General features: G+C 60.0%; 34 protein-coding genes and 1 riboswitch. Of the genes, 30 read left to right on the forward strand and 4 right to left on the reverse strand.

Annotation, left to right across the window (positions count from 1 at the left end; genetic code table 11):
* A partial coding sequence (locus AQ996_RS07050; protein ID WP_148315891.1) for a hypothetical protein occupies positions 1-239 on the forward strand: 239 nt, incomplete at its 5' end.
* A 71-nt stretch (positions 240-310) separates the two neighbouring features.
* Positions 311-640: a DUF4143 domain-containing protein gene (locus tag AQ996_RS09835; protein ID WP_055252223.1), complete on the forward strand. Its 330-nt coding sequence runs from the start codon at positions 311-313 to the stop codon at positions 638-640.
* On the opposite strand, the gene AQ996_RS07060 is transcribed toward AQ996_RS09835, so the two are convergent.
* The 3 genes from AQ996_RS07060 to AQ996_RS07070 all read right to left on the reverse strand — a co-directional run bounded on the left by AQ996_RS07060 (position 637) and on the right by AQ996_RS07070 (position 3,186).
* Entirely contained in the window at positions 637-1,059 is a 423-nt protein-coding gene (locus AQ996_RS07060; protein ID WP_055252224.1) for a hypothetical protein, read from the reverse strand. The two genes, AQ996_RS09835 and AQ996_RS07060, sit on opposite strands and share 4 nt — an antisense overlap.
* A gap of 8 nt (positions 1,060-1,067) precedes the next feature.
* Positions 1,068-1,158: riboswitch (SAM riboswitch) on the reverse strand.
* A gap of 265 nt (positions 1,159-1,423) precedes the next feature.
* Positions 1,424-2,410, reverse strand: coding sequence for a hypothetical protein (locus AQ996_RS07065; RefSeq protein ID WP_055252225.1), 987 nt, complete (start codon positions 2,408-2,410; stop codon positions 1,424-1,426).
* Positions 2,411-2,532: 122 nt separating this feature from the next.
* Positions 2,533-3,186, reverse strand: coding sequence for a helix-turn-helix transcriptional regulator (locus AQ996_RS07070; protein WP_055252226.1), 654 nt, complete (start codon positions 3,184-3,186; stop codon positions 2,533-2,535).
* Positions 3,187-3,463: 277 nt separating this feature from the next.
* Between AQ996_RS07070 and dpaL the strand changes: the two genes are divergently transcribed.
* The 5 genes from dpaL to hydA all read left to right on the forward strand — a co-directional run bounded on the left by dpaL (position 3,464) and on the right by hydA (position 9,847).
* Complete coding sequence (gene dpaL / locus AQ996_RS07075) at positions 3,464-4,678, forward strand: diaminopropionate ammonia-lyase (RefSeq protein WP_055252227.1); 1,215 nt, start codon at positions 3,464-3,466, stop codon at positions 4,676-4,678.
* Positions 4,679-4,915: 237 nt separating this feature from the next.
* Entirely contained in the window at positions 4,916-6,301 is a 1,386-nt protein-coding gene (locus tag AQ996_RS07080) for a YgeY family selenium metabolism-linked hydrolase (protein WP_055252228.1), read from the forward strand.
* A 201-nt stretch (positions 6,302-6,502) separates the two neighbouring features.
* Positions 6,503-7,705: a knotted carbamoyltransferase YgeW gene (gene ygeW / locus AQ996_RS07085; RefSeq protein WP_055252229.1), complete on the forward strand. Its 1,203-nt coding sequence runs from the start codon at positions 6,503-6,505 to the stop codon at positions 7,703-7,705.
* A 150-nt stretch (positions 7,706-7,855) separates the two neighbouring features.
* Positions 7,856-8,470 carry a nucleotidyltransferase family protein gene (locus tag AQ996_RS07090; RefSeq protein ID WP_055252230.1) on the forward strand — a complete coding sequence of 205 codons (615 nt, stop codon included), beginning with the start codon at positions 7,856-7,858 and terminating at the stop codon, positions 8,468-8,470.
* Positions 8,471-8,479: 9 nt separating this feature from the next.
* Entirely contained in the window at positions 8,480-9,847 is a 1,368-nt protein-coding gene (gene hydA, locus AQ996_RS07095) for a dihydropyrimidinase (RefSeq protein WP_055252231.1), read from the forward strand.
* A gap of 45 nt (positions 9,848-9,892) precedes the next feature.
* Here hydA and yqeC read toward each other — a convergent pair whose 3' ends face one another.
* Positions 9,893-10,630 carry a selenium cofactor biosynthesis protein YqeC gene (gene yqeC / locus AQ996_RS07100; protein ID WP_055252232.1) on the reverse strand — a complete coding sequence of 246 codons (738 nt, stop codon included), beginning with the start codon at positions 10,628-10,630 and terminating at the stop codon, positions 9,893-9,895.
* Positions 10,631-10,732: 102 nt separating this feature from the next.
* On the opposite strand from yqeC, the gene yqeB reads away from it, so the two are divergent.
* The 23 genes from yqeB to AQ996_RS07215 all read left to right on the forward strand — a co-directional run bounded on the left by yqeB (position 10,733) and on the right by AQ996_RS07215 (position 25,305).
* Entirely contained in the window at positions 10,733-11,527 is a 795-nt protein-coding gene (gene yqeB, locus AQ996_RS07105) for a selenium-dependent molybdenum cofactor biosynthesis protein YqeB (protein WP_055252233.1), read from the forward strand.
* A 9-nt stretch (positions 11,528-11,536) separates the two neighbouring features.
* Complete coding sequence (locus AQ996_RS07110) at positions 11,537-12,580, forward strand: XdhC family protein (RefSeq protein ID WP_055252234.1); 1,044 nt, start codon at positions 11,537-11,539, stop codon at positions 12,578-12,580.
* Between the two features lie 311 nt (positions 12,581-12,891).
* Positions 12,892-13,449 carry a 50S ribosomal protein L5 gene (rplE, locus tag AQ996_RS07115; protein ID WP_006235260.1) on the forward strand — a complete coding sequence of 186 codons (558 nt, stop codon included), beginning with the start codon at positions 12,892-12,894 and terminating at the stop codon, positions 13,447-13,449.
* A 79-nt stretch (positions 13,450-13,528) separates the two neighbouring features.
* Entirely contained in the window at positions 13,529-13,714 is a 186-nt protein-coding gene (locus AQ996_RS07120) for a type Z 30S ribosomal protein S14 (RefSeq protein WP_022094280.1), read from the forward strand.
* 119 nt (positions 13,715-13,833) lie between these two features.
* A complete protein-coding gene (rpsH, locus tag AQ996_RS07125; RefSeq protein ID WP_006235262.1) occupies positions 13,834-14,232 on the forward strand; it encodes a 30S ribosomal protein S8 in 399 nt (132 codons plus the stop codon).
* A 33-nt stretch (positions 14,233-14,265) separates the two neighbouring features.
* A complete protein-coding gene (rplF, locus tag AQ996_RS07130; RefSeq protein WP_006235263.1) occupies positions 14,266-14,802 on the forward strand; it encodes a 50S ribosomal protein L6 in 537 nt (178 codons plus the stop codon).
* Positions 14,803-14,877: 75 nt separating this feature from the next.
* The gene (rplR, locus tag AQ996_RS07135) at positions 14,878-15,246 is read left to right on the forward strand and encodes a 50S ribosomal protein L18 (RefSeq protein WP_055252235.1); all 369 of its coding nucleotides are present in this window, start codon (positions 14,878-14,880) and stop codon (positions 15,244-15,246) included.
* Positions 15,247-15,260: 14 nt separating this feature from the next.
* Positions 15,261-15,785, forward strand: coding sequence for a 30S ribosomal protein S5 (gene rpsE / locus AQ996_RS07140; RefSeq protein WP_055252236.1), 525 nt, complete (start codon positions 15,261-15,263; stop codon positions 15,783-15,785).
* Between the two features lie 2 nt (positions 15,786-15,787).
* Entirely contained in the window at positions 15,788-15,970 is a 183-nt protein-coding gene (gene rpmD, locus AQ996_RS07145) for a 50S ribosomal protein L30 (protein ID WP_006235266.1), read from the forward strand.
* A 3-nt stretch (positions 15,971-15,973) separates the two neighbouring features.
* Positions 15,974-16,423 carry a 50S ribosomal protein L15 gene (gene rplO, locus AQ996_RS07150; protein WP_006235267.1) on the forward strand — a complete coding sequence of 150 codons (450 nt, stop codon included), beginning with the start codon at positions 15,974-15,976 and terminating at the stop codon, positions 16,421-16,423.
* Positions 16,417-17,703, forward strand: a complete 1,287-nt coding sequence (gene secY, locus AQ996_RS07155; RefSeq protein WP_055252237.1) for a preprotein translocase subunit SecY — start codon at positions 16,417-16,419, stop codon at positions 17,701-17,703. The genes rplO and secY overlap by 7 nt, the downstream gene beginning before the upstream one ends.
* 18 nt (positions 17,704-17,721) lie before the next feature.
* Positions 17,722-18,348, forward strand: coding sequence for an adenylate kinase (locus tag AQ996_RS07160; protein WP_055252238.1), 627 nt, complete (start codon positions 17,722-17,724; stop codon positions 18,346-18,348).
* Positions 18,345-19,133, forward strand: a complete 789-nt coding sequence (gene map, locus AQ996_RS07165; protein ID WP_055252239.1) for a type I methionyl aminopeptidase — start codon at positions 18,345-18,347, stop codon at positions 19,131-19,133. The genes AQ996_RS07160 and map overlap by 4 nt, the downstream gene beginning before the upstream one ends.
* Positions 19,134-19,237: 104 nt before the next feature.
* On the forward strand, positions 19,238-19,456 hold the full coding sequence (gene infA / locus AQ996_RS07170; protein ID WP_035137443.1) for a translation initiation factor IF-1: 219 nt from the start codon (positions 19,238-19,240) through the stop codon (positions 19,454-19,456).
* Positions 19,457-19,606: 150 nt separating this feature from the next.
* A complete protein-coding gene (gene rpmJ, locus AQ996_RS07175) occupies positions 19,607-19,720 on the forward strand; it encodes a 50S ribosomal protein L36 (RefSeq protein ID WP_006363204.1) in 114 nt (37 codons plus the stop codon).
* Between the two features lie 14 nt (positions 19,721-19,734).
* Positions 19,735-20,109: a 30S ribosomal protein S13 gene (rpsM, locus tag AQ996_RS07180; protein WP_022094275.1), complete on the forward strand. Its 375-nt coding sequence runs from the start codon at positions 19,735-19,737 to the stop codon at positions 20,107-20,109.
* A 14-nt stretch (positions 20,110-20,123) separates the two neighbouring features.
* On the forward strand, positions 20,124-20,528 hold the full coding sequence (gene rpsK, locus AQ996_RS07185) for a 30S ribosomal protein S11 (protein WP_006235274.1): 405 nt from the start codon (positions 20,124-20,126) through the stop codon (positions 20,526-20,528).
* Between the two features lie 19 nt (positions 20,529-20,547).
* The gene (gene rpsD / locus AQ996_RS07190; protein ID WP_006235275.1) at positions 20,548-21,144 is read left to right on the forward strand and encodes a 30S ribosomal protein S4; all 597 of its coding nucleotides are present in this window, start codon (positions 20,548-20,550) and stop codon (positions 21,142-21,144) included.
* 32 nt (positions 21,145-21,176) lie between these two features.
* The gene (locus tag AQ996_RS07195; RefSeq protein WP_006235276.1) at positions 21,177-22,118 is read left to right on the forward strand and encodes a DNA-directed RNA polymerase subunit alpha; all 942 of its coding nucleotides are present in this window, start codon (positions 21,177-21,179) and stop codon (positions 22,116-22,118) included.
* A gap of 30 nt (positions 22,119-22,148) precedes the next feature.
* Positions 22,149-22,616, forward strand: a complete 468-nt coding sequence (rplQ, locus tag AQ996_RS07200; protein WP_055252240.1) for a 50S ribosomal protein L17 — start codon at positions 22,149-22,151, stop codon at positions 22,614-22,616.
* A gap of 92 nt (positions 22,617-22,708) precedes the next feature.
* A complete protein-coding gene (gene truA / locus AQ996_RS07205; protein WP_055252241.1) occupies positions 22,709-23,533 on the forward strand; it encodes a tRNA pseudouridine(38-40) synthase TruA in 825 nt (274 codons plus the stop codon).
* 203 nt (positions 23,534-23,736) lie between these two features.
* The gene (locus AQ996_RS07210) at positions 23,737-24,735 is read left to right on the forward strand and encodes a glycosyltransferase family 2 protein (protein WP_148315897.1); all 999 of its coding nucleotides are present in this window, start codon (positions 23,737-23,739) and stop codon (positions 24,733-24,735) included.
* A 132-nt stretch (positions 24,736-24,867) separates the two neighbouring features.
* Positions 24,868-25,305 (forward strand): arginine repressor, encoded by a 438-nt coding sequence (locus tag AQ996_RS07215; RefSeq protein WP_055252243.1) that lies wholly within the window; start codon positions 24,868-24,870, stop codon positions 25,303-25,305.
* Positions 25,306-25,365 lie beyond the last annotated feature (60 nt).

The following is a 25,365-nucleotide window of genomic DNA, read 5'->3' on the forward strand; positions in this document are numbered from 1 at the left end:
GAGATCGTGGACGAGATAGTCGAGAAGCACGGTCTCAAGAAGGAGTAGCATTGGAGTTCACAGCGACGGACCTCAAGGCACTCTTACACCACGTCCGCGCACGCGATCCTGGAGCGGAAAGCACGTCCCAGAATCCGGGCAATTCGCTGGTCCGGTGGTTGAGCAAGCGCCGCGCCAAGGATGCCGAGCGTAAAACCTACAATGAAAACGGCGTAAAAACTGCATTGAGAATGGCGTAATTTCGCAGGATGACGTCGCCCGCTGGCGCTGCAGGAGCGGTGACCTGCAAACCTTGGGTTTTCGGACGAGCTTGCGCGAGAGAGCAGGCCAGTATGTGCGCTCGAAGGCCCGCGTTCGCGTGCGCCCCAAGCGCTACTTCTGTGACCCGTCACTTGCGGCGGCGTTGCTGGGGGCTACCCCTGAGCGGCTGCTTGGCGATATGCAAACGCTGGGGATGCTCTTTGAGAATCTCATCCTGCGCGACGTGCGCGTGTTCCTTTCCACCTACGGCGGTGTCGACAACAGTGTTCATTATTTCCGAGATGAGAAGGGCCTTGAGGTCGATCTGATCGTTGAGCACGACGGGCGTTGGGGAGGCGGCGGCGTCGACAGTTCGATAACGCCACCGCTCTGTTTCTAAATCATTGCAATCCCGCGCACGGCACTCAGCAGCTCGTACTCCCTTTGGCTCCACTGACGCAGCTCGGCCGCGCGTACGGCGTCGCCGCACAGGTCCAGGAACACCTCGGCTCCCTCGCAGAAGCATTCACGGGCAAATTCTCCTGAACCGTTCGCGATGCATGCGCCGTCGGCGAAGAGCTTCCAGTTGGACGGCTCGCGCGAGTCGTCTCCGAGTAGCTTGATCTGCAGAACATGTGGGTTGCCAGCAGCACAGGGCTCTTCCTCGAGCTTTTGCACCGTAAAACGCATCTGGTGGGAGAGGCTGCTCTTCACCAAAGCCGAGGTGTAGCCGCTCGGCTCGTCTAGAAGATGCATTCGTTTTGGCTTGACGATCAGGTTGTGGAAGTTGCGCTCACTGCGCACAGAGAAATTGTCCATACGGACTCCTTTCATCGATGTTGGCAGGGCCACCGTGCCTCTTGGCCGGTTGGCGTCGGGATCGTGGAGCCAACTCTCTACCCCGACTCTGGATAAAACACGCCCGCTCCTTGCGGGCACGATGGAGTCTATCAACGTGTACGGACAGAAATCAACGCCATCCGCGAAATGACGCGCGGATGGCGTTGGTTTCCCAAGTGATTATTCGGCTTTCATCCGGAAAAGTGTCGAAATCAGCCGTTTAAAAGTACGGAAAAGTGTCAAATTCGATAGGCAAATTATCCGGAAAAGTGTAGCTGGATAACAAGACAGCACTTAGAAGCCGGTGCTGGATGCGGGATCCTGCGGCCGCCTTCAGCTCTCGCTACTCGTCGTCTCCGTCGTTGGGGTCGCCCTTGAGGGTGTTGATGTCCAGGTACTCGTCATCGTTCTCTTTTTGCTGGGTCTCCGACTCCGCTTGGGTGGGGCCGGAGAACAGACGGAATCCCTCAAACGCAATGACGCCGAGCAGGGCAATGACAATGGCGATAAAGGCAACCTTGACTGCCTGCGGAAATTCCGAGAAATGCAGTGCCTTTTCCTCGGCGTAATAATCGGCGAAGCGCTCTTCGCCCGTGCTTTTGGTATACGCCGGCGCGGACGCGGCCTCCGGGTCATATTCCGGTGCAGGCGTGGCAGCGTACGGATCGTTGAGATAATCGCTCGATGCGGTGCCATAATCCTCGGTCTCGATGCGATCGGTGCCAGCATAGCCATCGGAATAATCGGAATATGCCGCACCGCCCTCATAGTCCGCGGCGCTCGTGTTGGCGGCAAAAAGCGGGTTAACTGGAACGTCGAGCGCCGGCATGCCGGTAGAGGTCTCATCCAGATCGGCTGCAGCCCAGGAATCGTAGGCAACCTGATGGGCAACGGGCTCATCGAGCCTTGTGACCGGAGGCTTGCGTGCCGCAGGAACGGGCAACTGCTGGGCGTTGTACATAACGGTGCTGTCGGCCGATTTGCCCTGCGTCGCTGCAGCGAGAAATGCCGCCGTCTCGGACGGGTCGCTTGCGGGGCGGGGAGCGGGTGTGGGCGCCGAAGTGGGTGCGGGTGTAGGCGCGGGCGTCGAAACAGGCGACTGCGCAGGAGTCGGCGCAGATGCGGGCTTAGGCGCAAGTGCGGGATTGGGGCTTGACGGGCGAGCCCCGCCACCCATGAGTTCGTCGGCGGTCCACGGGCGATCATCCATCACGTCGTCAAGGCTCAGCGAAAACAGGTCGTCTTCACCCTCATCGAACATGCGGTGCACATGTCCACCAATTGCCGGAATCAATCCGCGACCGGTGCATGATGCCTTGCTCAACGCCATTCTGTTCCACCCTTTCGAAATACTAATGACATCGATTATATGGAACTTCCCAAGCGGCTCGGTCTTGGATTCGTGCTTTCCAGAACTCGCGCCCAAAGGGGAGGGGCAATCCAGGCGAGTGCCTACTTGTCGCCTGTCGCCGCCTTGGCCTCATTGAGGTAGCTATAGAAGCTGTACTTGGAGATGCCAAAGAACTCGCAGGCGCGCTCGCTCGACTTGGAAATGAGGAAGGCGCCGCGACGGTCGAGGTAGCCGATGGCGCGAATGCGCTCATCTTTGGTCATAAGTGCCGCGGGCTTGCCCACAAACTGCTCGCACTCGTGCAGCAGGTCCTCGAGCAGGTCACCGATGTTCTTGGTAATGGGCTCGGGCTCGGTATAGCCCGTGCCGCCGGTGCCGGTAAAGGCGTCGAGCGAACGCTCAAAAGCCTTCATAAGCGTAATGTCAAAGTTGATGCCCAAAATGCCGACGGGCTTGCCCTCGTCGTTGCGGATAAAGATGGTCGAGGACTTGAGCAGCTTGCCGTCGGTGGTTTTGGTGAGGTACGGCTCGCGGTCGTGCACGTCGGTGGTGCCCTCGTGCATGGACTCAAACACAATATGGCTGGGGCCGTCACCCAGTTTGCGCCCGCTGACGTGGCCGTTTTCGATCACCACGATGGAGTGGTCCACGTCCTCGGTCTCCAGATCGTGGACGACGACTTCGCAGTTGGGGCCAAATTGGAGCGCCAGGCCGTGTGCAAGGCGCTTATAAAACTCAATCTGTGCGGGGGTCATGGGTGCCTTCCTAAAAATTAGTTTGGGCACACTTTGCCATAAACCACACTTGTTCGCAAATAACGAAAGCGTCGCTGCGTTATGTGACCGTTCGGCGGCGAAAAGGTACCGATTACGGCAACAAACAATTTGTTAGGTTTACCAATCAAAAAGTGTGATAGAACAGTGCTAACAAACTTTTTGTTTGGCATCCACATAAAAGTTCAGTCGCATGAATGGGAATGGGCTGAAACGCGTATGCGGGGGCCGGCAAGAGAGGACTTAAGGAGTTCACCGTATGGCCGATAAGATCCAGTGGGCGGGCAACACGATGCCCAAGAGCGATGACAAGCACTTGGGAATCATGAGCCTCGACCACGTGAAGAAGGCCCGCGCCTTCCACCAGTCGTTCCCTCAGTACACCGTCACTCCGCTTGCCCGCCTGGATGGTCAGGCTGCGCGCCTGGGCCTTTCCAACCTGTGCGTTAAGGACGAGAGCTATCGCTTTGGCCTCAACGCCTTTAAGGTTCTGGGCGGTTCGTTTGCCATGGCCAACTACATTGCCGACGAGACCGGCAAGGACGTTGCCGAGTGCACCTTCGATTACCTGACCTCCGATCAGCTTGCCAAGGACTTTGGTCAGGCCACCTTCTTTACCGCCACCGACGGCAACCATGGCCGCGGCGTGGCATGGGCTGCCAACAAGCTGGGCCAGAAGGCCGTCGTGCACATGCCCAAGGGTTCCACCAAGCCCCGCTTTGATAACATCGCCGCCGAGGGCGCCACGGTGACCATCGAAGAGGTCAACTACGACGAGTGCGTGCGCATGGCCGCCGCCGAGGCCGACGCCTGCGAGCGCGGCGTCATCGTTCAGGATACCGCCTGGGAGGGCTACGAGAAGATCCCGTCCTGGATCATGGAGGGCTACGGCACCATGGCTTCCGAGGCTGCCGAGCAGCTGCGCGAGATGGCCATCAACCGCCCGACGCACGTCTTTGTCCAGGCTGGCGTGGGCTCGCTCGCCGGCGCCGTGGTGGGCTACTTCACCAACCTGTATCCCGATAACCCGCCCACCTTCGTCGTGGTCGAGTGCGCGCCTGCCGCCTGCCTGTACAAGGGCGCTGCCGCCGGCGACGGCGATCCGCGCATCGTGGACGGCGACATGCCCTCCATCATGGCCGGCCTGTGCTGCGGCGAGCCCAACATCCTGGGTTGGGATATCCTGCGCAACCACACCACCGCCTTCGTGTCCTGCCCCGACTGGGTCACCGCTCGCGGCATGCGCACCCTGGGCGCTCCCGAGAAGGGCGACCCGCGCGTTATCTCCGGCGAGTCCGGCGCCGTGACCACCGGTCTGGTCGAGACCCTTATGCTCGATCCCGAGTACGCCGAGCTCAAGGAGCTCATCGGCCTGGACAAGACGAGCTCCGTGCTCTGCTTCTCCACCGAGGGCGACACCGATCCGGATCAGTACCGTCGCATCGTCTGGGAGGGCGAGTATCCGACCTGCTAGCAGACTGACCTGTCCGGAGGCAGCCGGAGGACTTTACTCCCTGCTCGGACAGTCCTGCTCGCACAGAGAGCACATTAAGTGCTCTCCGGCTCGTGCGGAACTCGCGACGGAGCAAAGTCCTCCGTCCGCCTCCTATGGTTACTTGCTTGTGGGGTGCTCAACCTCACGCCGCTTGGCACAAGTGATCTATCTGAAATATCTACCTGTAGGTAAACCCTTGTAGAAAGGTTGACTGTTATGGCTAAAGAACTCGATTTCGACGCTATCAAGGCTGCTGCTGAGTCTCATCGTGCTGATATGACTCGCTTCCTGCGCGCCATGATCTCTCACCCCTCTGAGTCTTGCGAGGAGGGTGAGGTTGTTGCCTGCATCAAGGCCGAGATGGAGAGCCTTGGCTATGACGAGGTCAAGGTCGACGGCCTGGGCAACGTTATGGGCTTTATGGGCGAGGGCGACAAGATCATCGCTATCGACTCTCACATCGACACCGTCGGCATCGGCAACATCGAGAACTGGGATGCCGATCCCTATGAGGGCTACGAGACCGACGAGATCATCTACGGCCGCGGCGGTTCTGACCAGGAGGGCGGCATGGCTTCCGCTACCTACGCTGCCAAGATGATGAAGGACATGGGCCTCATCCCCGAGGGCTACAAGATTATGGTCGTCGGCACCGTCCAGGAAGAGGACTGCGACGGCATGTGCTGGCAGTACATCTACAACAAGGACGGCATTAAGCCCGAGTTCGTCATTTCCACTGAGCCCACCGACGGCGGCATCTATCGCGGTCACCGCGGCCGCATGGAGATCCGCGTCGATGTTCACGGCACCTCCTGCCACGGTTCCGCTCCCGACCGCGGCGATAACGCCATCTACAAGATGGCCGACATCATCGCCGACGTCCGCGCCCTCAACAACAACGGCTGCGACGAGTCGACCGACATCAAGGGCCTCGTCAAGATGCTCGACCCCAAGTACAACCCCGAGCACTTTGAGGACGCTCGCTTCCTGGGCCGCGGCACCTGCACCGTCAGCCAGATCTTCTACACCAGCCCCAGCCGCTGCGCTGTCGCTGACTCCTGCGCCATCTCCATCGACCGTCGTATGACCGCCGGCGAGACCTGGGAGTCCTGCCTGGACGAGATCCGCAACCTGCCGGCCGCCAAGAAGTACGGCGACGACGTGAAGGTCTCCATGTACATGTACGACCGTCCGTCCTGGACCGGCGAGGTCTACGAGACCGAGGCTTACTTCCCCACGTGGATCAACAAGGAGACCGCTCCGCACGTCAAGGCCCTCGTCGACGCCCACAAGGCCATGTTCGGTGACGAGCGCATCGGCTGCGAGCCCAGCATGGACAAGCGCACCGGTCGCCCGCTGTGCGACAAGTGGACCTTCTCCACGAACTGCGTCTCCATCCAGGGCCGCTATGGCATCCCCTGCGTTGGCTTTGGCCCGGGTGCCGAGTCTCAGGCTCACGCTCCCAACGAGGTCACCTACAAGGACGACCTGGTCACCGCTGCCGCCATGTATGTGGCTGCCCTGAACCTCTACGATCCGAGCCAGGCCGATGGCGACGCCACCGTGTTCCGCGCCGGTCTGACCAACAACAAGATCGACTAGTCCCATTCCTTGATCTTGTTGAGCCGGGGGCCGCTCGTGTCCCCGGCACCCCCTGTTGACTTGGGGCCCGCGGTCGTTATCTCCCATGCTTCCTCAACGGTAGCGGGTCCTCGTCATAGCGCTCTGCATGTTCTAGCCACACGCGCATGCCGGAGCACATCTACTCATTGCGATCGTTTCATCTTTGGAAAGGATATTTACATGGACGCTAAGTTTACCGAGCTCGTCGAGCAGCTGAACGGCCTCGATTTTAAGGGTATGTACGGCAGCGACTTCCTGCACACCTGGGACAAGACCACCGATGAGCTCAAGGCGCTCTACATCGTCGCCGACGCCCTGCGCGAGCTGCGCGAGAACAACGTTTCGTCCAAGATCTTCGACTCGGGTCTGGCCGTCTCTCTGTTCCGCGACAACTCCACCCGTACGCGCTTCTCCTTCTCTAAGGCCGCCAACCTGCTCGGCCTTGAGCTGCAGGACCTGGACGAGAAGAAGTCCCAGATCGCTCACGGCGAGACCGTCCGCGAGACCGCTACCATGATCTCCTTCATGGCCGACGTCATCGGCATCCGCGACGACATGTACATCGGCAAGGGCGACGCCTACATGGCCGAGGTCTCCGAGTCTGTCCAGCAGGCCTACGAGGATGGCGTTCTGGATCACCGTCCCACGCTCATCTCCCTGCAGTCCGATTCCGACCACCCCACGCAGTCCTCTGCCGACATGCTCTACCTCATCAACGAGTTTGGCGGCCTCGAGAACCTCAAGGGCAAGAAGGTTGCCGTTACCTGGGCCTACTCGCCCTCTTACGGCAAGCCGCTGTCCTGCCCGCAGTCGCTGATCAGCCTGCTGCCCCGCTTTGGCATGGACGTCACCCTGGCCCACCCCGAGGGCTACGACCTCATGCCCGAGGTCGTCGAGCGCGCTAAGGGCTACGCCGCCGAGTCCGGCACCACCTTTAAGCAGGTCAACACCATGGCCGAGGCCTTCGAGGGCGCCGACATCGTGATCCCCAAGAGCTGGGCTCCGTTTGCCGCCATGGAGAAGCGTACCAACCTGTACGCCGAGGGCGACGACGCCGGCATCGCAGCGCTCGAGAAGGAGCTGCTCGCCCAGAACGCCACTCATCAGGATTGGTGCTCCACGACCGAGCTCATGGAGAAGACCGCCAACGGCCAGGACACCATCTTTATGCACCCGCTGCCCGCCGACATCTCCGGTGTCTCTTGCGAGCACGGCGAGGTCAACGCCGACGTCTTCGACATGCACCGCGTGGGCATGTACAAGGAGGCCAGCTACAAGCCGTACGCCATCGCAGCCATGATGTTCCTGCAGAAGGTTGCCGATCCCGCCGCTACCCTCAAGGCCCTCGACGAGCGCAACACCGCCCGTTGGTTCCAGGCCTAAAGCTGGGTTGAGGTAAGCCATGTAAAGGGGGCGCTCTGCCAACCGGCGGGGTGCCCCTTTTTGCATCGTGGGCGTGCGGGATAAGCGCTTTCGATGTAGATGCCCCGCGACGCGAGTTATGGGTACGATGGTTTCAGGGGAGGTATCGCCATGAAACTTGGTTGCGTCATTATGGCTTCGGGCGAGGGCAAGCGGTTTGGCTCCAACAAGATGCTCGCCGACATCTATGGCAAGCCGCTGATTGCCCGGACTATCGATTCGGTTCCCCGGGGCTTTGACGTTGTGGTTTCGACGCGTTGGCCCGAGGTTGCCCAGATTTGCGAGGACAAGCATTGCCCGTGCGTGCTGCACGATGGCGAGTTGCGCAGCGAAAGCGTCCGTGCGGGCCTTTCGTGGGGGGTCGCACGCAACTGGAAAGGCTGCCTCTTTTTGCCGGGCGACCAGCCGCTCGTGAGTCCGGATTCTTTTGAGGCTATGGTTCGTGCATTTGACGAGCATGGCCGCAAGCATCCGGTGCGTCTTGCGTGCAACGGTGAGCCTTCGAGCCCGGTGCTCTTTCCGGCGGAACTGTTCGATGCACTTATGTGTCTTGAGGGTAAGGACGGCGGCGGTTCGATCCTCAAGGACCGTACCGACGTGGTGCTGGTCGAGGCGCGTGCCTACGAGCTGTGGGACGTCGATACCGTCAAGGGACGGCGACGCATAACGGAGCATATCGCCGCCTGCTCGTATTTTGATCGCGTGGCCAACTGCATCAATCAATAAGGAGCAATTATGATCATCATCAAAAACGGCGCGCTCGTGACGCCCCAGGGGCTTCACCGCGCCGATCTTGCCATGGATGGCGATAAGATCGTGCGGATTGCCGCGGCGATTGAGCCGGCCGAGGGCGATACCGTCGAGGATGCTGCGGGCTGCTGGGTGTTCCCGGGCTTTATCGATGGGCACACGCACATGCAGTGCTGGACCGGCATGGATTGGACAGCCGATAGCTTTGAGACCGGCACGCGCGCGGCTGCCTGCGGCGGCACGACGACCATTGTGGACTACGCGACGGCCGATCGCGGCGTGACCATGCCCGATGCCTTGGCCGAGTGGCATCGCCGCGCTGACGGAACCTGCACGGCCAACTACGCCTTTCATATGGCACTCGCCGAGTGGAACGAGCGCAATCGCGCCGACCTCTCGGCCATGCGCGAGGCAGGCGTATCGTCGTTCAAGACCTACTTTGCCTACGATCATCTGCGCCTGGACGATGCCGAGACACTCGAGGTGCTGGAGGAGCTCAAGCGTATTGGCGGCATACTGTGCGTGCATTGCGAGAACGGTACGCTGGTGAATGAACTGCAGAAGCGCGTGTTTGAGCAGGGTATCCACGGGCCCGAGGGCCATGCGCTCAGCCGTCCGGACGTGTGTGAGGCCGAGGCCGTGAGCCGCCTGCTGTATCTGGCGCACTTGGCCGGGGACGCTCCGGTCAACGTGGTGCACCTTTCGACCAAGCTGGGGCTCGAGGCCATTCGCGCTGCCAAAGCGCGCGGGCAGAAGAATATCTATGTCGAGACATGCCCTCAGTATCTGATGCTCGACAACACCTGCTATCTGGAGCAGGGCGAGGACGGCTTTGCGGGCGCCAAGTACGTGATGAGCCCGCCGCTGCGCCATGCCGGCGACCGTGCCGCGCTGCGCGAGGCGCTTGTGGCTGGCGAGATCGATACTATTGCGACCGATCATTGCAGCTTTAACCTGCACGGGCAAAAGGACCGTGGGCGTGACGACTTCCGCGCGATTCCCAACGGTGGACCCGGTGTGGAGCATCGTCCCGTCGCGATCGCTACGAGCTTTGAGGGACAGCTGGGCCCCGAGGATCTGTGCCGCCTGATGAGCGAGAATCCGGCGCGCGTTTTTGGCATGTATCCGCGCAAGGGCTGTCTTGCCGAGGGTGCCGATGCCGACGTGTGCGTGTGGGATCCCAAGGCGCGTTGGACAATCAGTGCCGCGACGCAGCATCAGGCCGTGGACTACACGCCACTCGAGGGCTTTGAGGCGCACGGCCGCGCCAAGGCTGTGTTTGTGAACGGCGTGCTGGCCGCGCGCGACGGCGAGCCCACCGGAGCCCAGCCCGGTCGCTACGTCCCCCGCTAACAGCAAGGATGCCGGGGTAGCTAATTTGGGACGGGGCTCTTTTAGCTACCCCTTGAGGTTGGTGGCGATGAGGGAGCGGCCGAGGGCGGCCTCGAAGCGATCTGCCATCGTTGGACCGGCAAGCGTGTCGACTTGGTTGAGCATGATACGGGCATTGTTGAGGTTCAGCATCTGCAGCTCGGCATTGAGCACCTGGGCGACGCGCTCTGGGGTGGCAGCGTCGGTGGGCTCGCAGCCACAGCGCTCGCAGAAGAGCTCGGGGCGGTGGACAACCTCGGCGATGGGCTTGCCCAGCCCCGAGGCGCCGACGACCCAGACAACGTTTGCCGTGGCGGCGGGAATTACCGGCTCCCAGGCGGCATGCGCCTTGAGCGGGAGTCGCTTGCTACCATCTGCCTCGGCCAACACATAGTCAAAGCGCTGCGCCAGCTCGTCGAGTGGCTCGGCGGGAGCGGAGAGCTTGCCTGTCTCCGGGTCCAAAACACCCGCCTGGCAGATGCTTCCGCGGGCAAGTCCCGCGCATGCCTCGCAGGTGCAGCCGGGAACATGTAGGGTCCCCGGCTTCCAAGGCGCGGCGTCCAGGCGACGGCTCGACCCGTCCCATGGCACGCCGGCGACGGGAAACATGTGTGTGGTGGTACAGAGGAGCACGCGGCCGCCAGTGCGCATGAGCTCGAGACCCAGCGTCTTCAGCAGCGTCGACTTGCCGCCGCTGCCGATAATCGCGGTAATGCCCGGCTCGATCTTGAGCGCGGAGGCAAGGTTTCCGCTCGTCGTTTCCATCTGTTCACCGCCGTATAATACTGTGATAATAAATAATCATCAGAGTAGCGGCCGAACCGCTTTTGCTCTGCTCAAACCGTAGCACAGGGAGGTGCCCCGGGAATGCTCGTTTATGTTCGCGGCGCCGGCGATATCGCCACGGGCGTCGCCGCTCGCTTGGTGCGCGCCGGCGTTTCGGTCGTTATGGCCGATATCGCGGTTCCCACGTGCATCCGCCGCACAATCTGTTTTTGCGAGGCCATTCGCCTGGGCGAGGTCGAGGTCGAAGGCATTCGCGCTTGCTTGGCGCAGACGCCGGCTGAGGCGCTTGAGATTACCGAGGCGGGAGACGTCGCCGTTGTGGTGGACCCTCAGGCCAAGATGCTCGATGAGCTTAAACCCGCGGCTGTGGTCGACGCGATTTTGGCTAAGCGCAACTTGGGCACCACGCGCGACATGGCGCCTGCCGTCATCGCTGTGGGGCCGGGCTTTACCGCGCCGGTTGACTGCGACGCCGTGGTCGAGACCATGCGCGGGCATTTTCTCGGCCGTGTCATTACCCAAGGTTCGCCCCAGCCCAACACGGGCGTGCCGGCTGTCATCGCCGGCTATGGCAAGGAACGTGTTATCCACAGCCCCGCCGCCGGCGTGTTTCGGTCCGACCGCGCAATCGGCGACATCGTGAGTGCCGGAGACGTGATTGGCTACGCGGGCGATACGCCCATGTGCACGCAGATCGATGGCTGTCTGCGCGGGCTTTTGGCGAACGGCGTGCGGGTGACTGAGGGCTTTAAATGCGCCGATGTCGATCCGCGCGGCGACGCCAACTATATCAACTATATTTCGGACAAGGCGACATCGGTCGGCGGCGGCGTGCTCGAGGCGCTTGCTATGCTCACCGATGTCTTTAGAGGATAGAAGGCGGCAATGGAAAAGCTCGATGTGGTGAATGCGGCGCTTGCCGCCCTGCGTGCTGGCGAGACGTGCGAGCTGGTGGTAGTGGCCGGTACGGCGGGGTCGTCCCCGCGCGGTGTGGGCGCATGGATGACTGTCTTTGCCGATGGCAGCCAGGCGGGCACTATCGGCGGCGGCAAGATTGAGCTCTTTGCGCTGGACGAGGCGCGCGAGCTGCTGGCCGGGGGTAAATCGCGTCTGGTCCGCTACGCCATGGGCGGCGAGAACTCCGATACCGGCATGATTTGCGGCGGAGCTATCTGCCTGTGCTATCTGCACCTGGACGCGACCAAGGCACCGTTGTTCCAGGAGATTGCCAATGTGCTGGCGTATCGACGCATCGGCGACTTCGTCATTGACTTTGAGCCGTTTATCGCAAGCGCGCTCGAGGGCGATGTGGCTGAGTACCATGGCGAGGCATCGCGCCATACCATTGACGGCTGTCCCGGGCTTTCGCTGGTGGAGGAGGGGAGTAAGGTCACCTACACCAACGCGGCCTCCGAGATTCCCGCGGCGCACATCGAGACGCTCTGCCCCGAGGGCCTGACCTATATCTTTGGCTGCGGCCACGTGGGCGCAGCGACGGCGCGGGTGCTCACGGCGGCGGGCTTTGCCGTCGTGGCTTGCGACGACCGCCCCGGCACACTGACCCCCGAATGGGTGTCCGGTGTCTACGACCGTCGTCTGGTTGATTACAAGAACCTGAGCGAGCTGTGCCCCATCGGCCCGCGCGACCTGGTGGTAGTCGCCACGGCGGGTCACAAGTCCGATATCGACGTGGTGATTCAGGCCATGCGCGCCAAACCCGCCTATCTGGGCTGCTTGGGCTCGCGCCGCAAGACGGCCTTTGTGCGCGCCCGCCTGGAGCAGGAGGGCTTTACGCAGGAGCAAATCGACGAGCTGCACCTGCCGATCGGAGTCGCCATCGAGGCCGAGGACCCCGAGGAGATTGCCATCTCCATCGCCGCCGAGATGATCCACCTGCGCCGCACCAAACTCGTCCCCCGCAAGCGATAGTCTCATCCCCATCAATAAGTTGCGGTGAAATACGGACTGTTTGGCGGCTTAACAGGCTTAAACAGTCCGTATTTCACCGCAACTGCTTTTTGGGACCCATTTGTGCGGGGGAGTTGTGGAGTTGTGCAGGCAGACGAGGTTTTTCTGGAAATACGCACCCAATGCGCGTATAGTACCGATTGTTTTGTCGGCTCCTGCTGCGTCGAGTCCAAACCGCGAAATGCCATGAGCGGCGCGGATGCAGCCAGGAGGCACGAGGACAACCCATCGTGGCCACGCCCCGTGCTTAAAACCCCAAGAAGGAGTGAACAATGGCAGAAGAGAAGTATGTGCCGCGTCTGAAGACCAAGTACAACAACGAGGTCAAGCAGCAGCTTCAGGACAAGTTCCAGTACGAGAACGTCATGATGATCCCCAAGTTTGAGAAGATCGTCGTGAACATGGGTGTCGGCGAGGCCGCTACCGATTCCAAGGCCATCGACGGTGCCGTGCGCGACCTGCGCGCCATCACCGGTCAGCAGCCGATGATCACCCGTGCCCGCAAGTCCATCGCTACCTTCCGCCTGCGCGCTGGTATGCCGATCGGCTGCAAGGTTACCCTGCGTGGCGACCGTATGTGGGAGTTCTTCGATCGTCTGACCTCCGTCGCGATCCCCCGTATCCGCGACTTCCGCGGCATCTCCGCCAAGAGCTTCGACGGCCGTGGTAACTTCTCCATGGGCGTTACCGAGCAGCTCATCTTCCCCGAGATCGACTTCGATTCCGTCGATCACCAGCGTGGTATGGACATCACTTTCGTGACCACCGCCAACACCGATGAGGAGGCCAAGGCCCTTCTGGACGCCTTCGGTTTCCCGTTCAAGAAATAGGTTCACCTGCCCTATAAGCGCCGTTCCCACAAGGGGGCGGCGCTTGGGGCGAACAATACTCTATGTGAGGAGGATATAAGTGGCTAAGACATCGATGATCGTCAAGTGCAATCGCAAGCAGAAGTTCTCTACTCGTGAGTACACGCGCTGCCAGCGCTGCGGCCGTCCGCACTCTGTGTACCGCAAGTTCGGCCTGTGCCGTGTCTGCTTCCGCGAGCTTGCACTCAAGGGCGAGCTTCCCGGCGTTAAGAAGGCCAGCTGGTAAGTCACTACCAGCGTTTCAAGCATCAGTTTGGAACAGGGAAAACGCGCTAAAAAGGCTTTGCCGTTAAGGGCGGCGAAGAACCAAGAGCACGTGTTCATCAAGAACGAAGGAGAATCTGTATGAACCTTACAGACCCGATCGCAGATATGCTTACGCGCATCCGTAACGCTAACTCTGTGAACAAGGCCACGGTCTCCATGCCGAGCAGCAAGAAGCTCGTCGAGATCGCTCGTGTTCTGCACGAGGAGGGCTACATCGAGGGCTACGATGTCGAGGACACCGTTCCCCAGAAGACTCTGCACATCACGCTTAAGTATGGTCCCAAGAAGGCTAAGGTCATCAACGGCATCCGCCGCATTTCCAAGCCGGGCCTGCGTAAGTACACCGGCGTTGCCGACATGCCCCGCGTCCGCGGTGGCCTTGGTACCGCCATTATTTCCACCAGCCATGGCGTCATGACCGACCGCGATGCTCGCAAGCACAACGTCGGCGGCGAGATCATCGCTTACGTCTGGTAATTCGCTCGGTAGGTAGAAGGAAAGGAGATCACCGTGTCTCGTATCGGTAATAAGCCTGTCCAGATTCCCGCCGGAGTCGAAGTGGCAGTCAACGGCAACAACGTTGTCGTCAAGGGCCCCAAGGGCCAGCTCGAGCTCGATGTCTTTGAGAAGCTCGCTATCAACGTCGAGGACAACGTCCTCACCGTTTCCCGTCCCGACGACGAGCGTGAGACCCGTGCCCGCCACGGCCTCACCCGCGCCCTCATCCACAACATGGTTGTCGGCGTTTCCGAGGGCTTCGAGAAGAAGCTCGAGCTCGCCGGCGTCGGTTACCGCGTGCAGCAGAAGGGCAAGAACCTCGAGTTCTCCCTGGGCTTCTCGCACCCCGTGATCGTCGAGGCTCCCGAGGGCATCACCTTCGAGGTTCCCGACAACACCCACGTGAACGTCAAGGGTATCAACAAGCAGCAGGTCGGTCAGATCGCCGCTGAGATCCGCGGCCATCGTCCTCCCGAGCCTTACAAGGGCAAGGGTATCCACTACGTTGGCGAGCACATCCGCCGCAAGCTGGGTAAGGCCGCCAAGTAGTCGTAACCGACTCACTCGCATAAGACCAGCACCCCGTCAGGTGCTGGCAAGATCAACCTTTTTAGGAGTTTACGTATGAACAAGCATAAGGCGAAGCTGGAAGGCCTCAAGCGTCGTCAGCGTCGTGTTCGCGGCAAGGTCTCGGGTACCGCCGAGCGTCCGCGTCTTCGCGTGACCCGTACTAACGCCAACATCTATGCCCAGATCATCGACGACAGCAAGGGCTCCAGCCTGACGCTCGTCTCTGCCTCGACCCTCGAGGCCGAGTTCAAGGGCACCCACACCTCGAACAAGGAGGCCGCGGAGAAGGTCGGTCAGCTCGTTGGCAAGCGTGCCATCGAGGCCGGCATCACCAAGGTCGCCTTCGATCGCGGTGGCCGTATCTACCATGGCCGCGTCAAGGCCCTCGCCGACGGTGCTCGTGCCGCCGGTCTCGAGTTCTAGGAGGTATGTAGCACATGGCTCGTAATCAGAAGCAGCAGCGCGAGGCCTCCGAGTTCGAGGAGCGCGTCGTTTACATCAACCGCGTGTCGAAGACCGTCAAGGGTGGTCGTCGCATGAGCCTCGTCGCTCTCGTCGTCGTTGGCGACGGCAAGGGCAACGTCGGCGTTGGCATGGGCAAGTCCGCTGAGGTGCCCCTGGCCATCTCCAAGGCGTCTCTCGATGCCAAGAAGAACATGTTCCACGTGCCGGTGACCGAGCAGGGCACCATCCCGCACGAGGTTCTCGGCCACTTTGGTGCCGGCCGCATCATCATCAAGCCCGCTGTCGAGGGTACCGGCGTTATCGCCGGCGGCGCTGTGCGTCCCCTCTTCGAGCTTGCTGGCATCAAGAACGTCCTGTCCAAGTCCCTCGGTACCGACAACGGCCTCAACATCATCAAGGCTGCCGTCGAGGGCCTCAAGGAGCTCTCCAGCCCTGAGGACGTCGCGGCTCGCCGTGGCCTGACGGTCTCCGAGATGTTCGTCGGTAAGGAGAACTAAGCATGGCTGACACCATCAAGATCAAGCAGGTCCGCAGCACCAACGGTTGCAAGCAGGACCAGGTCCGTACTGTCCGTGCCCTCGGTCTCCACAGGATCCGCGAGGTTCGCGAGATTGCTGACAACGAGTCCGTCCGCGGCATGATCTTCAAGGTCAAGCACCTTGTCGAGATTGTAGAGGAGTAGCAAATGCAGCTTCACGATCTTACTCCCGCGCCCGGTTCCACCAAGAACCGCAAGCGCGTCGGCCGTGGCAATTCTTCGGGTCACGGCACCACTTCTGGCCGCGGTCAGAAGGGCCAGGGCTCTCGCTCTGGCGGCACCAAGGGTGCCGGCTTCGAGGGTGGCCAGACTCCGCTGGCTATGCGCCTGCCCAAGCTTCCGGGCTTCCGCAATCCCCGTCGTATCGAGTACACCGCTGTTAACGTTGAGCGTCTCGAGCGTAAGTTCGAGGACGGCGCTGTGATCGACGGTGCCGCTCTTAAGGCCGCTCGCATCACCAAGAGCGAGTTCGAGCCCGTCAAGGTGCTCGGCAATGGTGAGCTCACCAAGAAGTTCACGGTCAAGGTCGACAAGGTCAGCGCTTCTGCGCAGGCCAAGATCGAGGCCGCCGGCGGAAAGGTCGAGCTGCCGTGCTAAATGGTCTTAAGAATGCTTTCCGCATCAAAGAATTGCGCGAAAAGATTCTTTTTACCATAGCTATGCTCGTCGTGTACCGCATTGGTGCGCACGTTCCTGTGCCCGGCATTCCCTTCCAGGGGATGCTGGGCCTTTTCTCGACCGATAACAATTCGGTCGCCGCAGGTGCTATGGCCCTCCTGAATCTTTTCTCTGGCGGCGCGTTGAGCTATGTGTCGGTGTTTTCGCTGGGCATCATGCCTTACATCACCAGCTCGATCATCCTCCAGATGCTCCAGGCCGTTGTGCCTTCCCTGCATGAGCTTGCCCGCGAGGGCGAGGTCGGTCAGACCAAGATTACGCAGTATTCGCGTTACCTCACCTTGGCTCTGGCAATCCTCAACTCCGTGGGTTACCTCTTCCTCTTTAAGAGCTTCGGCATCAGCTTCAATGGCGCCGGCGCTCCCGAGATCATCTTCGACCTCATGATCGTCGGTACGCTCACCGCGGGCGCCATGCTGATCATGTGGATTGGTGAGCTCATCACCCAGCGCGGTATCGGCAATGGCATGTCGCTGATCATCTTTGCGAACATCATGGCTGGTCTGCCGCAGGCGATCTTCTCCAGCACCGAGGGCAATGCCGGTGGCATCATCACCATGGTGATCATCTGCGCCATCATCCTGCTGGTTATCCCGCTGATTGTTTTCCTTGAGCGCGGCCAGCGCCGCATCCCGGTCTCCTACGCCAAACGCGTCGTGGGCCGTCGCATGATGGGTGGCCAGACCACCTATCTGCCCATCAAGGTCAACACCGCGGGTGTCGTGCCGATCATCTTCGCTTCGGCGCTGCTGTACTTCCCGGCTCAGATTGCCGTGTTCTTCCCCGGCATCGGCTGGATTCAGGCAGTTGCCTCCGCGCTTTCGACCGGTTGGCTCAACTGGGTGCTTAACGTTGTCCTCATCGTGTTCTTCGCGTACTTCTACACCTCCATGGTGTTCAACCCCGATGACACGGCCGACAACCTTAAGAAGCAGGGCGGCTTTATTCCGGGCGTGCGTCCGGGTAGGGCTACCGCGGCCTACATCAAGAACGCGCTCAATAAGATCACGCTTCCCAGCGCTGTCTTTTTGGCGCTCATCGCCATCGTGCCTTCGATCATCTTCTCCTTCACGGGTAACCAGCTGATCCAGGCATTTGGCGGCACGTCCATCCTCATCATGGTCGGCGTCGTGCTCGACACGGTCGATAAGCTCGAAGGCCAGATCAAGATGTATGATTACGATGGATTCTTTAAATAGGCTAGAGGAGGATTGCTCATGAACCTCGTATTGCTCGGAGCTCCGGGTGCCGGTAAGGGCACCGTCGCACAGGAGCTCGTCGCCGAGTTTGGCGTCGCTCACATTTCCACGGGCGACCTGCTGCGTGCTGCCGTCAAGGGTGGCACCGAGCTTGGTATTCAGGCTAAGAAGTACATGGACGCTGGCGAGCTCGTTCCCGACCAGCTCGTGATCGACCTTGTCAAGGAGCGCCTTGCCGCCGATGACGCCCAGCAGGGCTTCATCCTCGACGGCTTCCCGCGCAACACCGCCCAGGCCGTGACACTCGATTCCGAGCTCTCCGCCATGGGTCGCGAGATCGACTGCGCCCTTCTGGTCGACGTGGCCCCCGAGGTCATCATCGATCGTCTGTCTTCGCGTCGCACCTGCCGCGCCTGCGGTTACACCGGCACCGCTGCCGATGCTACCTGCCCCAAGTGCGCCGGCGAGATGTATCAGCGCGACGACGACAAGCCCGAGACCATCAAGAACCGTCTCGACGTCTACGAGAAGTCCACGAGCCCGCTCGTCGACTACTATCGTGGCCAGGGTCTGCTCAAATCGGTCAACGGTGACCAGGCTCGCGAGACCGTGTACGGGGATGTCAAAGAGGCTCTCGGTCTATGATCAAGATTAAGTCTGCAACGCAAATCGAGCAGATGAAGAAGGCAGGAGCGCTATCTAAGATGGCGCTCCGCCACGTTGGGGCCATGGTTCGCCCTGGTGTTTCGACCTTTGAGCTCGATCAGCTCGCGGAGCAGATTATCCGCATGCATGGCGGCACCCCGGCCTTTAAGGGTTACGGCGGGTTCCCCGGAACCATTTGCGCATCGATCAACGATGCCGTGGTCCACGGTATTCCCAACCCCGATATGATCCTGCGCGATGGCGATATCATCTCCATCGATACGGGAGCCGTTGTCGACGGTTGGGTTGGCGATAACGCTTGGACGTTTTTCGTCGGCACCCCTACGCCCGAGGCCAAGGCCCTGTGCGAGGTGACGCGCGATTGCCTTAAGGCTGCCATCGAGCAGGCTGTTCCCGGTAACCATATCGGGGATGTTGGTTATTCCGTTCAGTCCCTCGCCGAGTCTCACGGTTACGGCGTGCTTCGTGACTATGTGGGCCATGGCATTGGCCGCGTGATGCATGAGGACCCCAACGTTCCTAATTATGGAAAGAAGGGGAGGGGCGTTCGCCTCCAGGCCGGCATGGTCATTGCCATCGAGCCGATGGTTACGATGGGTTCCAACCATGTGAGCACGGGCTCCGACGGTTGGATTGTTACGACCAACGACCACCTGCCCGCCGCGCACTACGAGAACACCGTCGCCATTACCAATGACGGTCCGGTGATTCTCACCACGGATGCGCAGGGTGCTTGGTGTTCGCTCCAAGGCGGAGAAATGTAACAAGTTCCATTTAGTTGTGGAGCCATTACGAAGTTATTACGATGCGTGCATACGTGTTGTAGAATACTCAATCGCTGTCGTTTTCTAGAGAAAGATGATTGCTTGTGAAGAAGGAAGACGCAATTGAGCTCGAGGGTACGGTAAAGGAACCGCTGCCCAACGCCATGTTTAAGGTCGAGCTCGAGAACGGTCATTCGGTTCTGTGCAACATTTCTGGCAAGATCCGAATGAATTACATCCGTATTCTCCCCGGTGACAGGGTTGTCGTGGAGCTTTCCCCGTACGACCTGACCCGCGGCCGCATCACCTATCGCTACAAATAGCGGCACGCATACACGCACTCCATTTCCGACTGCAGGCTTAGCTCAACCTACGGTCGGATTGTGTGTGAAGACCAGCCATAGTTTTAAACGCCTGCGGCTGGGCGAGTGGATAGTAGGGAAGTAGTTTGAGCGCTACCGAAAGGAAGAACGATGAAGGTACGTCCTTCGGTCAAGAAGATGTGCGATAAGTGCAAAATCATTAGGCGCCATGGCAAGGTCCTCGTTATTTGCGAGAACCCCCGTCATAAGCAGCGTCAGGGTTAAGAGAGGAGACTACGTTGGCCCGTATTAATGGTGTCGACCTCCCGCGTGAGAAGCGCGTTGAGATCGGTCTGACCTACATTTACGGCATCGGCCGCACCACTGCGACGAAGATCTGCGTCGAGTGCAACGTTAACGTGGATACGCGCGTTAAGGACCTCACCGAGGATGAGGTTAACGCCATCCGCGATTATATCGATAAGAACCAGATCATGGTTGAGGGCGACCTCCGCCGTGAGCGCAACCAGAACGTCAAGCGCCTTATGGACATCGGCTGCAACCGCGGCCTTCGTCACCGCAAGGGCCTCCCGGTCCGCGGCCAGCGCACCCACACTAACGCTCGTACCCGCAAGGGCCCGAAGCGTCAGATCGGTGCTAAGAAGAAGAAATAAGGAGCGCTAGATAGATGGCTACTGCTAAGAAGAACGTTCGCGCTGCCCGTCTGAAGCGCGCGGACCGTAAGAACATTTCCGTGGGCCAGGCTCACATTCGTTCTACGTTCAACAACACGATCGTTTCGATCACCGATCCCCAGGGCAACGTCATTTCCTGGAAGTCGGCTGGCCAGGTGGGCTTTAAGGGCTCCCGTAAGTCCACGCCGTTCGCTGCCCAGATGGCTGCCGAGGCTGCTGCCAAGCAGGCCATGGAGCACGGTATGAAGAAGGTTTCCGTCTTCGTCAAGGGCCCCGGCTCCGGTCGTGAGACCGCCATCCGCTCCCTCCAGGCTGCTGGCCTCGAGGTCTCGAGCATCCAGGACAAGACCCCCATCCCGCACAACGGCTGCCGCCCCAAGAAGCGTCGCCGCGTGTAACTGAAAGGATCGTATCAATATGGCAATCGACAGGACTCCTGTTCTTAAGCGCTGCCGTCAGCTCGGGATCGATCCCGCTGAGCTCGGTTACAGCAGCAAGAAGGAATCTATCCGTCAGCCCAAGCGCCGTCGCAAGGAATCTGAGTACGGCATGCAGCTGCGCGAGAAGCAGAAGGTCAAGTTCATCTATGGCGTTCTGGAGAAGCAGTTCCACGGCTACTTCAACAAGGCCCGCAAGATGAACGGCGTCACCGGTGAGAACCTCATGATCATCCTTGAGTCTCGCCTCGACAACGTCGTCTTCCGTCTTGGCTTCGCCCGTACCCGCAAAGAGGCTCGTCAGTCCGTCCGTCACGGTCACTTCACCGTGAACGGCAAGCGCGTGGACATCCCGTCCTACCGCGTCAAGGCCGGCGACGTCGTCGCTGTCGGCGAGAAGTTCCGTGACCTCCTCCCCATCAAGGAGGCCCTGATTTCCTCCGAGCGCTTTGAGGTCCCTGGCTGGCTCGAGGTCGATATCGAGAAGCTGTCTGGTAACGTGCTCGCTCTGCCGACGCGTGAGCAGATCAGCGGTGATATCAACGAGCAGCTCATCGTCGAGCTCTACTCTAAGTAGTCCATCCGGGCTGCTGAGGCTGGAGGTAATACATGTCAGAATTCATTAGGCCTCAGGTTCAGGTCGAAGAGATCAACGAGACGTCTGCTCGTGTCTCCGTCGAGCCGCTCGAGCGTGGTTACGGCGATACGCTGGGTAACTCCCTTCGTCGCGTTCTTCTGTCCTCGCTCGAGGGTGCCGCCGTCGAGGCTATTCAGATCGATGGTGCGCAGCACGAGTTCATGACCATCCCTAACATGGTCGAGGATGTCACCGACATCGTCCTGAATGTCAAGGGTCTTGTCTTCAGGGCTCTCGGCACGACCGACGAGGCGACCGCCACCATCTCGGTTGACGGCCCCTGCGAGGTCACCGGTGCGGACTTCTTTATTCCGTCCGAGTTTGAGCTGGTCAACCCCGAGCAGCACATCGCTACGCTCACCGAGGGTGGCCATCTCACCATGAGCATGCGCATCGGCTATGGCCGCGGCTATGTTTCTGGCGAGGCCAACAAGCGCGACAACGATCCCATCGGTGTGATCCACGTCGACTCGCTGTACTCGCCGGTTTCCCGTTGCGCCAAGCTCGTTGAGGCTTGCCGTGTCGGTCAGCACACCGACTACGACCGCCTTGTCCTCGAGATCGAGACCAACGGCTCCATCGCCCCGCGCGACGCCGTGGTCCAGGCTGCCAATATCATCAACCAGCATATGGCTGCCTTTATGAACCTTGCCGAGACCCCCGAGGTCGAGGAGGAGGCTTCGATCTTCGCTCCCGAGGTCACCAACGACAACGCCGAGCTGGACAAGCAGATTGAGGATCTGGACCTTTCTGTCCGTTCCTACAACTGCCTTAAGCGCGCCAGCATTCACTCGGTCCGTCAGCTCGTTGAGTTCTCGGAGAACGATCTGCTCAACATCCGTAACTTCGGTGTTAAGTCGATCGAGGAAGTGAAGGACAAGCTTGAGTCCATGGGCCTGAGCCTGAAGGCTTAATGCTTCGCATATTTGAGGAGAAACTAGACCATGCGTCACAACGTTAAGAAGGGCCTGAAGCTCGGCACCGATGCGAGCCACACCAAGGCCATGAAGAAGAGCCTTGCTAAGGCCCTCTTCGAGAACGACCGCATCAAGACCACCGAGACCCGCGCTAAGGCGCTGCGTTCGGTCGTCGATCCGATCATCACCTGGGCCAAGAAGGGCGACCTGCACTCTCGTCGTCTGGCTATCGCCAAGCTCGGCGATAAGCAGCTCGTTGCCGAGATCTTCGACAAGGCTGCTCAGGGCATGTGGCAGGACCGCAACGGCGGTTACACCCGCATCATGAAGCTCGGTAACCGTAAGGGCGATAACGCTCCCATCGTTATCATGGAGCTCGTCACCGAGCCTTGCACGCCTAAGGCCAAGAAGGCTGCTCCGGCCCCCAAGAAGGCCGCTGCTCCCAAGAAGGTCGAGGCTGTCGAGGAGACTGCTGCCGAGGAGACCGCTGAGTAGACATTCCGTCTGCATAGGCTATATTCGAGGGGTACGTTCGCGTACCCCTCTTTTTTTGTCGCGATACCGTTGCTTGTTTGTTGGGAGCGCCCATGACCGCGCCGTTTGATTTCAATTCGATTTCCGAGCTTGACGCCACACTCGTATTTCGCGTGGCCTATGATGGCTCGTCGTATAGCGGATTTGCCGAGCAGCCGGGACAGACGACGGTTGCGGGTGAGCTACGTCGAGCCATCGAGACGCTGCTTCGCCGCCCGGTCGATCTGACGTGCGCTGGGCGTACCGATGCCGGCGTGCATGCCGTGGCTCAGTACATCAGCGTGCCCGTAACGGACGCTGAGCTCGCTTGTACGCGCCGTAGGTGGCTGCGGGCTATGGATGCCCTGCTGCCCAAAGATATCGCCATTAACGAGGTCTACAAGGCCCGTAAAGGCTTTTCTGCGCGTTTTGACGCGCGTTCCCGTACGTATACATACCGCATTGCCGATCGAGATGCGCGCCCTGTGCTGTCCCGCGGTGCCGTGTGGTGGCATCGCTATCCCTTGGATGTTGAGGCTATGTCTGCTGCCTGCCCCGCACTGCTGGGCGAGCAGGACTTTAAAAGCTTTTGCAAGGTCGCTTCGGCCGTTGGCAAGCCCACGCATCGCTGCGTGATGCGTGCCGAATTTGGCCATGAGGTTGCGTTTGGCGAGGACATCCTGACGTTCACCATCGAGGGCAATGCGTTTCTGCATTCGATGGTCCGTACGATCGTGGGCACGCTTGTCGAGATTGGCATGCATCGCCGTGAACCCGAGTGGATGCGCGAGGTTATCGATGCTTGCGACCGCACCGCTGCGGGCCCCACGGCTCCTGCCTGCGGCCTTACGTTTATGGGCGTGGATTACGATCCCGCCGAGCTTGTCGTGCTCGACTAGGGTAGGGCTCGACGTGTCGTGCGTCGACACCTGTCATCTGTGGGCTGCGCGTGTGCAACATCTGTTCTTGGCGTGCAATGCAACCGGTGTCTCATTGCTTTTATTGCCGGGGTGTACCATGAACCACGGTTTGATTCATTGCTGTCGAGAGGACGGATAATTTGGTTCGACGTGGCTCGCATCCGCGACTTTCGGTGATCCTTGTGGTAGAAGGTTCGCCCAGCTATGCGATGCGTGCGCTCGAGAGTATCCAGAACCAAGACCTCTACGATTTGCAGATTGTCGTTGTCTGTCGCGATACTGCGCCCGGTGTGCGCCATTCGCTTCAAGTTGCTGCCGACAGGGACATCCATATTGATTTGATTGACGTCGAGGACGCGACGCGCGGCGCGTGTCTTCGTGCCGGTTTTGCTGCCTCGCGCGGCTCTCAAATCATCGCCATGAACGCCGATGAGTGGTTTGCTCCGCAATCCCTTTCCAAGATGGTCGATATCGCGTGCGATACTGCGGCAGACATAGTGGTCCCCACGGTGTCGCTCGACCGCTATGATGCACATCGAGAGCGCCATTCGCGCGTCTTGGATGCTACTCATATTTCCATTGATAGCAAATCTTCGATGGTGGCCGGGCTGCCTCAGTTGATTTTAGGCGGCTTGGTTGCTCAAGTCTCTGGCGTGATGTATAGCCGTCCGCTGTTTGAGGCATGCCTTTTGTGCGACAAGGCGTTTCGCACAGTTGGGTTTATGGCATGCGCGCTCTCGCGGGCGCAGCGTGTCTCCGGATGCGGCGACGCTTGTTTCCACGCGGTGGCGCCTAAGCTTACAGATGCCTTTGATCCCACCATGTATGCTAGGGTAGCCGATGACACCCGAGCGCTCGACGAGCTTGCGGACTCACTCTCGGAAGCAGATGGCGGTGGTCGGCTCAAGCTGGCAAGCCAAAAGTTCTACTTTGCCGGACTGGTCGCCTGCATCGAGAATTTGTGTCTGAGCCCGCATGGGGTGTCGTCAATCGAGCGTTCCGCCCGCATGCGTGATATGCTCGAGGCGCCTCGAACCCGTCAGATGGTCGCCGCGCTCAAGGACAACCATCGGGGACTCGGTCTGTTGTTTGGGCCGATCGCCAGCGCTAAGCCCGCGCGCTGCGTGATGTGTACGCATCTGGCAGCTTTTCTTAACCGGACGGGCGCAAAACCCGCCTAAACGGCTCATTACGAAACAAACTTGCATAGAATTGTTTCGAAATGCGTTCTTATACACAAAAGCCTTCAAATAGCGTTAAACTATTCAATCACTGATTGATTGTCTCCGCCATCTTTTGGAGAGAGGGTTTGTATGGCTAAAAAACGCAATGGGCGCCAGGATGCCATTAGAGATATTGTGCGCAATAAGGATGTCCGCACGCAGCGCATGCTGGTCGATGAGCTCCGTGCTATGGGCTTTGATTGCACGCAGGCGACTGTCTCTCGCGATATTGCCGATATGGGGCTGCGTAAGCTCCCTGAGGGCATCTATGTTCTGGCAGAGGACCTGCACCTGCAACGTATGGTTTCCGAGCTCGTAACGGGCGTTCTGCGTACCGATAATCTGGTTATGATCAAGGCTCAGCCTGGCACGGCTTCCGGCATCGCCGCCGCCGTTGATGCGGCAGAGTTGCCCGATGTGCTTGGCTCGCTTGCCGGCAACGATACGATTTTGGTTATTGCCCAGACGGCCGAGGACGGCGAGCGTCTCGAGGCGCTGATCAATAAGCTGAGCAATTCTCGCAAGTAGGCGTGCGGGTCGTGCGCTCGGCATTGTGTGCGCTGACATAGTGGCTTGTAAGGGGTGTCG

Origin of the sequence: Collinsella aerofaciens, assembly GCF_001404695.1 — a bacterium.
GTDB lineage: Bacteria > Actinomycetota > Coriobacteriia > Coriobacteriales > Coriobacteriaceae > Collinsella > Collinsella aerofaciens_E.